At 62.2% G+C, this 9,446-nt stretch carries 11 protein-coding genes; 7 read left to right on the top strand and 4 right to left on the bottom strand.

The window, feature by feature from the left end:
• Positions 1–121 precede the first annotated feature (121 nt).
• Positions 122–469, bottom strand: coding sequence for a hypothetical protein (locus ACS5Q1_RS44565; RefSeq protein WP_473104226.1), 348 nt, complete (start codon positions 467–469; stop codon positions 122–124).
• Between the two features lie 88 nt (positions 470–557).
• Positions 558–1,460, bottom strand: a complete 903-nt coding sequence (locus ACS5Q1_RS44560; protein ID WP_473104225.1) for a LysR family transcriptional regulator — start codon at positions 1,458–1,460, stop codon at positions 558–560.
• Between the two features lie 145 nt (positions 1,461–1,605).
• Here ACS5Q1_RS44560 and ACS5Q1_RS44555 point away from each other — a divergent pair, with 145 nt between their 5' ends.
• Positions 1,606–2,574, top strand: coding sequence for an MBL fold metallo-hydrolase (locus ACS5Q1_RS44555; protein WP_473104227.1), 969 nt, complete (start codon positions 1,606–1,608; stop codon positions 2,572–2,574).
• 55 nt (positions 2,575–2,629) lie between these two features.
• On the top strand, positions 2,630–3,295 hold the full coding sequence (locus ACS5Q1_RS44550) for a pyridoxamine 5'-phosphate oxidase family protein (RefSeq protein ID WP_473104224.1): 666 nt from the start codon (positions 2,630–2,632) through the stop codon (positions 3,293–3,295).
• Positions 3,296–3,321: 26 nt separating this feature from the next.
• Here the strand turns inward: ACS5Q1_RS44550 and ACS5Q1_RS44545 are convergent, their stop codons facing one another.
• Together ACS5Q1_RS44545 and ACS5Q1_RS44540 are read right to left on the bottom strand one after the other, a co-directional pair.
• On the bottom strand, positions 3,322–4,644 hold the full coding sequence (locus ACS5Q1_RS44545; protein WP_473104223.1) for an adenylate/guanylate cyclase domain-containing protein: 1,323 nt from the start codon (positions 4,642–4,644) through the stop codon (positions 3,322–3,324).
• A gap of 102 nt (positions 4,645–4,746) precedes the next feature.
• Complete coding sequence (locus tag ACS5Q1_RS44540; protein WP_473104228.1) at positions 4,747–4,917, bottom strand: hypothetical protein; 171 nt, start codon at positions 4,915–4,917, stop codon at positions 4,747–4,749.
• Between the two features lie 620 nt (positions 4,918–5,537).
• On the opposite strand from ACS5Q1_RS44540, the gene ACS5Q1_RS44535 reads away from it, so the two are divergent.
• The 5 genes from ACS5Q1_RS44535 to ACS5Q1_RS44515 all read left to right on the top strand — a co-directional run bounded on the left by ACS5Q1_RS44535 (position 5,538) and on the right by ACS5Q1_RS44515 (position 9,144).
• Positions 5,538–6,221 (top strand): GntR family transcriptional regulator, encoded by a 684-nt coding sequence (locus ACS5Q1_RS44535; RefSeq protein WP_473104222.1) that lies wholly within the window; start codon positions 5,538–5,540, stop codon positions 6,219–6,221.
• 30 nt (positions 6,222–6,251) lie between these two features.
• Complete coding sequence (locus ACS5Q1_RS44530; RefSeq protein ID WP_473104221.1) at positions 6,252–7,049, top strand: transporter substrate-binding domain-containing protein; 798 nt, start codon at positions 6,252–6,254, stop codon at positions 7,047–7,049.
• Between the two features lie 64 nt (positions 7,050–7,113).
• Positions 7,114–7,782, top strand: a complete 669-nt coding sequence (locus ACS5Q1_RS44525; protein ID WP_473104220.1) for an amino acid ABC transporter permease — start codon at positions 7,114–7,116, stop codon at positions 7,780–7,782.
• Positions 7,782–8,441: an amino acid ABC transporter permease gene (locus ACS5Q1_RS44520; RefSeq protein WP_473104219.1), complete on the top strand. Its 660-nt coding sequence runs from the start codon at positions 7,782–7,784 to the stop codon at positions 8,439–8,441. The genes ACS5Q1_RS44525 and ACS5Q1_RS44520 overlap by 1 nt, the downstream gene beginning before the upstream one ends.
• Positions 8,419–9,144, top strand: a complete 726-nt coding sequence (locus tag ACS5Q1_RS44515) for an amino acid ABC transporter ATP-binding protein (protein WP_473104218.1) — start codon at positions 8,419–8,421, stop codon at positions 9,142–9,144. The genes ACS5Q1_RS44520 and ACS5Q1_RS44515 overlap by 23 nt, the downstream gene beginning before the upstream one ends.
• The last annotated feature ends 302 nt before the right edge of the window (positions 9,145–9,446 follow it).

The following is a 9,446-nucleotide window of genomic DNA, read 5'->3' as shown; positions in this document are numbered from 1 at the left end:
GCGTCAAGAACACGTTCGCGCAAATCGGGAGAATAGGGCTGGGGCATGGCTCGCCTCCCGGGCCATATCCCAATCAACGCACAGACCACCCGAAGGGATTCAAGCCCAGATCAAAAGCGCTTTAATGAACGCGGAAGTAGCCCCGCAACCCGCCATACTGCCGGACCTGCTCCGTGGTCAGGATCGCCACCGTGGCAAGATGGTACTTCAGATGGGCTGCCCGAAGCGCCGCCTGCGTCGCCTCGATGGCGGCCGTGGCGTCGGTGAGGTTCACAATCGTCGCGGTGCGTCCCGAGAACAGGCGGTCCAGCTCGATCTCCTGTGCAATCAGCCGCTCCCCGATCGGGATCGTTTCCGCCGTCATGGCATCGAAGAGTTGCAGCGTGCGGTGCCGCTGCGCCTCAATCAGCGCGAGTGGCCCCGCCAACTCGAGCACATGGCTGGGACCGGGATATCCATTGAGGGACACCCAAGAACAACGGATCTTCCCTTGAACGCCTGCCTCCGGATGGGGTGGGCTGCTGCGCATCATGCGCCCTTGCCCGCGCCACCTGAGGTTATCCGTGACTGGAAAGACGGGCCCGGAGCCTTGGGGCCGTCCAGTTCAGGAACGTTCGGACTTTCGGCGGAAGCAGGCCCGCGTCAGGGTAGACGAGGCTCACCGGCAACGGCTCCGGCGTGAACTCCCTCAGTACGGGTTGGAGGGCGCCGGATCCCAGCTCGTCAGCGACCTGATACGAGAGCACACGGATGATGCCGAGGCCGGCCAGGGCCGCATCTATGGCGGCATCCGTGGTATTGACGGCAAGCCGTGTCCTTGGCTCGACCGCGAACGCTGCCCCGTCCCTCCGGTAACGCCACTCGGGCGCAATCGGGAAGCCGCGGAACGTGATCCCGTCATGTTCCTTGAGATCCTCCGGTGTCTGCGGCGTCCCACGGCGCGCGAGGTAGGCTGGGCTTGCGCAGATCACCCGTTCGACCGAGCCGACACGAGTCGCAATCAGCCCGCTGTCCTCGAGATGCCCGATGCGCACCGCGACGTCGATGTGTTCCTCGACCAGATTGACCTGCCGGTCGGCGAGGAAGAGCCGCAGGGTGATTTCAGGGTTGTCGGCAAGAAATTCCAGTGCAACTGGCAGCACGTGTCGTCGTCCGAACACTTCCGGGGCAGTGACGTGCAGTTCCCCGCGCGGGACGCTGTACTCGCCGGCGGCGGCGCGCTCCGCCTCTTCCACTTGCTCAAGAATGCCCTTGGCCGCCACCACGTAGGCACGCCCGGCATCCGTGAGTTCAACGCGCCGGCTGGTCCGGACCATGAGTTGGGTCCGTAGATGCTTTTCCAGGTCCGCCACCTTGCGGCTGACGGTTGCGAGCGGGATGCGCAGGCGCCGGGACGCGGCCGACAGACTGCCTTCTTCGACAGCGGTGAGCAGCACCGCCATGGCATCCAAACGATCCATTGATCCTTCCATTTTTCGAGAGGCTAAGTCCCACATTATCAGGATACCGATCATCACGTGAGAGGGATAGCTTCTTCGGCGACCTACCATGGCAGTTCAGCAAAGCTGGGCTGTGCTGCCGAACGCTGATCCAGTGGAGCGAATGATGACTGATCTCTCCCGCCGGGCTTTTGCTCTTGGCCTCCCCACCGCCGCTCTTGTCGCCGGCATCCAGCCCACACGGGCCGCCGCCGCGAACTCGAGCTCAGGGCTCACGCCTGTCCGAGTGATGCCAGTTGCCCAGGTGCAAATCGGTCGTTTCACGGTGACTGCTCTTTCCGATGGCTATGCGGATATGCCCTTCGGCTACTTTCCCGGACGGACAGCTCAAGAGGTGGAAGCCGAGGCAAGAGCGCAGTTCTCAGCCCAACCCTCCGGGATCCGGTTTCTGTTCAACCAGTACCTGATCGAGGATGGGGATCAGCGGATCCTGATCGACACCGGACCGGCCGGATCGCTCGGACAGTCAGGTCAGCTTCCGCAGGCGCTCGCCGCCCTGGGGCTCAATCGTGATCAGATTGATGCCGTGATCGTCACCCACATGCACCAGGATCATATCGGAGGCCTCGTTGCGGGAGGAAAGGCGAACTTCCCCCGAGCCGAGCTCTACATTGACAGGCGCGATGTCGCCCACTGGACGGATCCGGCCAAGCGGGCTGCCGCCCCTGATTATCTCCAGAACAGCTTCAAGCTCTCCGCTGACGTCGTGCGCCTGTATCCCAAGCTGCAAGCGATTGACGGCGAGCGTGAGATCGTGCGCGGCATTTCCATTGTCGACCTCACCGGTCACACGCCAGGCCACATCGGGGTCCGCGTTGCGGATGCCGGGCAGAGCCTCCTGATGGTGTCCGACATGCTGTTCCCGGTCGTTCATCCGGCAACCACCGACGTCAACTTCCTCTTCGAACAGGACCGTGCCGCCGCCCAGGCCATGCGAGCCCGCTTCTTCCCGCGTGCCGCCGAGGAAGGCGCACTGATGGCGGCAACGCACATGCCCTTTCCCGGTCTCGGTCGGATCGTCTCCGACAATGGCCATCTTCGCTGGGTGACAGCCGCGTGGGCGTATCAGAACTGATCGTACGGCCGGTTCGAGGTCCGACGACTAAGCCATGAGCACGCAGGAGGCGATCATGCTTCACAAGTATCTTGAGATCGTCTCGACGCCAGCGGTGAAGGCGGCACGCGAGCATTACGGGAGCGCCGCCCAATACGCCAGGCTCGATGGCACGCTCGGATCGGACGGTCCGGTCCGCAATGACCGGCTCGGCCCGCCCGAAGCCGAGTTCATCTCAAGTCGGGACGGGTTCTATCTCGGGACCGTGTCCGAGACAGGATGGCCTTATGTCCAATTCCGCGGCGGACCGGCAGGTTTCTTGCGGGTCATGGACGAGCACACGGTCGGCTATGCGGACTTGCGCGGCAACAGACAGTACGTGTCCATCGGCAATGCCGCGGGGAATGACCGTGTCTCCCTCTTCCTCATGGACTATGCCCACCAGCGTCGCTTGAAGATCTTCGGACGCATGCGGGTCGTGGACGCCCGGGCGGATTCAAAGCTCGCGGAGAGGGTCTCAGTTCCGGATTATCCAGGTCGGGTCGAGCGGGCAATTCTCATCACGGTCGAGGCTTTCGACTGGAATTGCCCGCAGCACATCACCCCCAGGTTCACGGAGCTCGAGATCCGTGAGGCGCTCGCGCCGATGCGCAACGAGCTTGCGGTTCTGCGTGCTGAAAACGACCGTCTGAAGCGCAAGCTCGGGGTAGCCTCCTCACGGTCCGGAGACGTGCCCGCCTGATGCGACTGTTCCTCCTCTCTGAGCGCTCAGGATGCCAGGGGAGCCATCAATCCCAACACCTCGCGACGGCCTCGCAACGGAACCCGGACCACCTCACGCCAGAGGCCCTCCTCGCCCGCGGCTTGTACGATCGCATCAGAGGCAAGGATGGGCGTGCCGTGCTCCTTCGTTGCCTCTTGCAGGCGCGCTGCCACATTGACCGGGTCGCCCATGACGGTGAACTCAAGACGCCTGGTGTCCCCGACAACGCCACAGAAGACCTCGCCCGCATGGACTCCGACCCCGACCGCCACAGGCGGATCGAATTGCCGCTTCGCATTCCAGCGGACGATGAGGGCAGCGAGCGTTCGGGCACATGCCAGTGCCCGGGCTGCGTCATCGGGCGATGGGTAAGGCAGGCCGAAGACAATCAGCGCCCCGTCGCCGATGAACTTGTCGACGACACCGCCATGGTGGTCGGCGGCATCCATGACCCGGCGCCGGAACGCGCTCATGAAGGTGGCGAAGCGGGCCGAATCCATATGCTCGGCCAGGGCTGTCGAGCCTCGCACATCCACAAAGAGGAGCGCGACCGTCTGGCGCCGCCCTGTCCGCAACTCCGAGAACGCCGGGTCGGTCAGGATCGGGGCGAGTTCCTGCGGCAGGAATCGCGTGAGATCGAGGCGCACCGTCGTTTCCCGGACAGCTTCCTGGAGCAAGCGGCGTCCGCGGCTCGCCACGACGACAAGAACGGTGGCCGCTATCGCGATCATGACCAGTCGTATGGCGTTAGGGGGAAGGCCGAACCCCAGGGAGAATTGCGCCAGGACCGCTGCACGTCGCTCGACCGGGATAATGCCGGCCAGCAGCATGAGCGCGGTCAGGCCGACGACGTACAGGAGTGCGACATAGATCTGCAATGCCGGTCGGTAGCGCAGCGCGGTGGCGGCAAGGGCGATTGGAACGATCCAGACACCAGGGAAGAGCGAGAAGAAGTTTCCCGGGATCCCGAATGCAAACAGGCTGAAGCTGAGATTTCCCAGGATCAAAATGGCATCTGCGGTCGCCGTCACGTAGGACAACCGCTGGACCGGATACCCGCGACGCAGACCCACCAGGCTAAAGACGCCGACAAGGGCCAAGCCGATCACGGTGATCCGCGCCGCGTCGATTTCGCGGAGGGTGTCAGTCGCTCCCTGGGGGACATGGAGGGCAACCAACTCCAATGCCACGAGCAGTCCCGCACCAATCGCAACACGCAGGATGCCGGTCTGCCGCTCCGCTGCGACCTCCGCTTGGTGGAGCAGGCGTTGCGCCGGGCTATCATCTTCCCGCGGCCCCTCGTTGAGCCGCCGATGCGGTGCATTCAAGAGACCACTCCCACGAGTCGATCCGCCATTGGCACCTACACCAGCCGCCTCCCCTTGCCCAGCATGGTCAACGTGCCGCCCGACGCTATCCGTGTCGCTGCATCACAGCCTCGTTGCACGCAGGCGCAGGGCATTTGCGATAACGCTCACGGAGGACAGGGCCATGGCCGCTGCGGCGATCACCGGCGACCATGCGCAGCAGGCGGATAAAAGCAACTCTTTGCCCTGTTTAATGACAGGCACCTTTGCTGAAAGTATCAGATCCGCACGCATACTCTCCGTCTAAATATAACGCGTGTCTATTGTACCGCCATTTTGGAAATTTACGCCGAAATTGCCCCGATCCCGTAGCCCACTTTAAGCGCCATGGCATTGGATAGTAAAAAGAAATATTATCTTATAAAATGCAACAAAATTATAGTAAATATCACAATTTTACTTCTGCAATCTGCATCGCAATTATGTCAACCTTGTCGATTTCCTGCAAAAAATGGTTCTGTCGCAAACCCAGTTTTTACTTGCCCATACCGGCGAGCTGGCGCTGGCCGGCTGCTGTAGATTCAACGGCTTAGCGCCGCGGCCATGACCGAAGATGGCGCTGAAAAATGCCTATACTTTGAGTTTGCGACAGAACCATTTTCAATAGCTTAGACCTGCCGGGGAATGGCTGAAAACAGCAGAAAACGGCCTTTACTCGATTGAGTTGAGGGACCCTCCGCGACTGCTTTTTGCCCTCTTTGGCGCATGTTTGGGCACATTGCCGCCCGAAGATCGCGTCTGGAGCCTCCCTTAACGCTCCGCCAAGAGCGCGGATGGCACCTCACCATCGTTGGTATGCTTCTTGCTTCTGGACGCGGCGATGGAGCTTGTATGCAACTGTGATGAACCATTGAATGGCCGTTCAGCCCAACATCGAAGAGACGGTGATCGCCGCAATTCTCGCCGGCAAGCTACAGCCTGGTGCCCGGCTCGGCGAATCCATCCTCGCCGAGCTCTTCAACGTCTCGCGGACGCGCGTTCGCGAAGCGATGATGAAGATGGAGGCGCGCGGCATCGTCCGTGTCAGCGCCCGGCGGGGATGGTTTGTCATCGAGCCGTCAGCCGCGGAGGCCCGGGCAGCCTTCCATGCACGTAAGGTGGTCGAGACAGGCCTGCTCCGCTCCCTCGCAAACGTCGCCCCCGAGGCACTTGCCGAACTTCGGCGACATATCGAGCAGGAGCGGATTGAAATCCAGGCGGGGCGCACCCACGCGCGAACCTGTGCTCTCGGCGACTTTCACGTCCACTTGGCGAATACCGTCGGCAACCGACTGCTGACCGATATTCTTCAGGATTTGACCGCTCGCACCGTGCTCGTCTCGATGCTCTACCAGTCGACCGAGGACGCGGTGGCCTCCAACGACGACCATGCCGGCATCGTCGATGCTCTTGAGGCGGCGGACTTTCACCGTGCAGCCGTTCTGATGGCCGAGCACATCGACCGCGTCGAAAGCAGTCTCGACCTCACGGCCAAGCCCGACCACCTCGCTGGACTGCGGGAAATCCTGTCACCCCCAGCACCTGAAAAGAACAGCTGACTTGCGTCTCAACCGAGAAAGGAACCATATATGAAACGCAGAACTTTTCTGTCCGCAATCACCGCAGCCGCGCTGGGCACCGTCGCAGTGCTCGGGTCCGAGCAACCCGCCAAGGCGGATGCTCTGGCTGGTGTCACCTCGCGCGGGACGCTCCGCGTTGCTGTGCCGCAGGATTTCCCGCCGTTCGGCAGCGTCGGCACCGACATGGCACCGGTCGGGTACGACATCGACATGGCGAAGCTCATTGCAAAGAAGATGGGCGTCAAGGTCGAGTTGATTCCGGTGACGAGCGCCAACCGCATTCCTTATCTTCAGACGAACAAGGTCGACCTTGTCATCTCCAGCCTCGGCAAGAATCCTGACCGTGAGAAAGTTGTCGACTTCTCCGCCGCTTACGCTCCGTTCTTCAACGGCCTGTTCGCGCCGGCGCAGGTGGCGGTGACCAAGGCTGAGGATCTCACCGGGAAGACCGTCGGAGTCACTCGAGGTGCGATCGAGGATCTCGAACTCACCAAGGTGGCGCCATCGGGTGCGGTCATCAAACGCTACGAGGATAACAACGGGACGATCACGGCGTTCCTCACCGGGCAGGTCGACGTCATCGCCACCGGCAACGTGGTTGCGGCCGCCATCCTGGCACGCAACCCGCCGAAACGTCCAGAGCTCAAGTTCCTGATCACGAACTCCCCTTGCTACATCGGCCTGAACAAGAACGAGGCCGGGCTTCTGGAAAAGGTGAACGCGATCATTGCCGAGGCCAAGGCGGACGGCTCGCTCAACGCCATCGCCAAGAAGTGGCTTGGGGCGGAGCTTCCGGCCGGCATCTAACCAGACCATCCAGACCGCGCGGTCATGGCCGCGCGGCCTCTCCCGCCATGAGACCGGACCGCAGATGACTTATCAGTTCGACTTCAACTGGCTAGCGGAATACCTGCCCATCCTCCTGAAGGGCATCGCGATCACCCTCGAACTCACCGTCGCGGGGGCTGTCCTCGGCATCACCCTCGGCACGGCCTGCGCTTGGGCGCGCAGCCTCGGGCCGAAGTGGCTTCGACCGGGTGTCGGCGCCTATGTCGAGTTGATCCGCAATACGCCCTTCTTGATCCAGCTCTTCTTCATCTTCTTCGGGCTGCCTTCCGCTGGCGTTCAGATGTCTGAGCTCCAAGCCGCCAACCTCGCCATGGTGATCAATCTCGGGGCATACAGCTGCGAGATCATCCGGGCTGGCATCCAATCGACGCCGCGGGGCCAGTTCGAAGCCGGCGCCAGCCTGGCCATGGGCCGTTTTCAGACGTTCTGGCACGTGGTTCTCGTCCCCGCCCTTCAGCGGATATGGCCCGCCCTCTCCTCGCAGGTTGTGATCGTGATGCTGGGATCGGCCGTGGTCTCCCAGATCGCGGCGGAAGATCTCACCTTCGCCGCCAACTTCATCCAGTCGCGCAACTTCCGGGCCTTCGAAACGTACATCGTGTCGACGCTCATCTATCTCCTTCTCGCGATCCTCCTGCGGCAGGTCCTCCGCAGCGTCGGGTGGGCTCTATTCCCGAGGAGGTCTGCCTAATGATGGCGTTCAGCACGTGGGACATCCTGCGCAACCTGCTCCTTGCAGCGCGCTGGACCCTCGCCCTTTCGCTCGTCTCCTTCGTCGGCGGCAGCATCGTCGGCTTGGCGATCCTGTTCTGGAGGATCGGGCGGATCAAGGCCGGAAGATCCTTCGCGAAAGGCTATGTGGAACTCTTTCAGGGCACGCCGCTGCTCATGCAGCTATTCCTCGCCTTCTTCGGCCTTGGCCTGCTCGGGGTTGAGGTGCCTGCGTGGCTCGCCGCGGGGCTGGCGCTGATCTTGTGGAGCGCAGCCTTCCTTGCCGAGATCTGGCGCGGCTGCGTCGAAGCGATCGCGCGGGGACAATGGGAGGCCGCAGGAAGTCTTGGCATGGGCCACCTGCAGCAGATGCGCTACGTCATTCTCCCACAGGCCTTCAGGATCGCCATCCCGCCGACCGTCGGCTTTTCCGTCCAGATCGTGAAGGGCACGGCGCTGACGTCGATCATCGGCTTCGTGGAGCTGTCGAAGGCTGGCTCGGTCGTGACGAACGCCACGTTCCAACCTTTTGCCGTCTACGGTCTCGTCGCCCTCATCTACTTCGTTCTCTGCTGGCCGCTCTCGAAGAGCAGTCAAATCCTCGAAAGGAAGCTCAATGTCGCTGATCGCCATCACTGAGGTGAAAAAGCGCTTCGGGGACAACGAAGTGCTGAAGGGCATCAACCTCGATGTGGACCGGGGCGAGGTCATCGCGATCATCGGCAAGAGCGGATCCGGCAAATCGACCCTGCTACGCTGCATCAACGGCTTGGAGACGATTGATGATGGCTCGATCACGGTCGCCGGGGCGCAGCTTCTCCCGGGTGACGTGCATCTCAAGGCGCTGCGCCTGAAAGTCGGCATGATCTTCCAGCAGTTCAACCTGTTTCCTCACCATACGGCGGGCGGCAACGTCATGCTCGCGCAGATGGTGGTGAAGAAGACGCCGAAGGCGGAGGCCGAAGCGATCGCCCGCACGATGCTTGACCGTGTCGGGCTCGGCCACAAGTTTGACGCCTATCCGGATCAGCTCTCCGGTGGCCAGCAGCAGCGGGTGGCGATCGCCCGTGCGCTCGCGATGCAGCCGATTGCGTTGCTGTGCGATGAGATCACCTCGGCGCTCGATCCCGAGCTGGTCAACGAGGTGCTCGCCGTAGTCAGGGAACTCGCGGCCGATGGCATGACCCTCATGATGGTCACCCATGAGATGCGCTTTGCCCGCGACGTGTGCAGCCGTGTCGTGTTCATGCACCAGGGCCGCGTTCACGAAGTGGGGCCTCCGGAAGAAGTCTTCGCCAAGCCGCGCACCTCGGAGCTGCGGCAGTTCCTCGGCGCGGCCTGACCCGTGTTGAGCCGGCTTCACCGGATGACGCAATGAATTCGTCGCTCCTGCACGTCGGGCATATAACTTAACAGTCGTAGCCGGCCCAAGATTGGACTGGCACACGTGGGAGAGCACCGAGGAATGGAGCCCCGGCAGGTTCACTCTTTCCAACGGGAATCTGCCAGACGATGCCCGTGGGTTCTGATGAGGTGGACGCCCCCCAACGGCCTCGGTGTGCCAAAGTGGAGGTGTTGAACTGCACCACTTGAGGGAGGCGTCCATGGGAGAGGTTAGCACAATTGGCTTGGATCTGGCGAAGA

This window comes from Microvirga sp. GN3, assembly GCF_055792825.1.
This window is presented reverse-complemented; position numbering and strand designations above follow the sequence as displayed.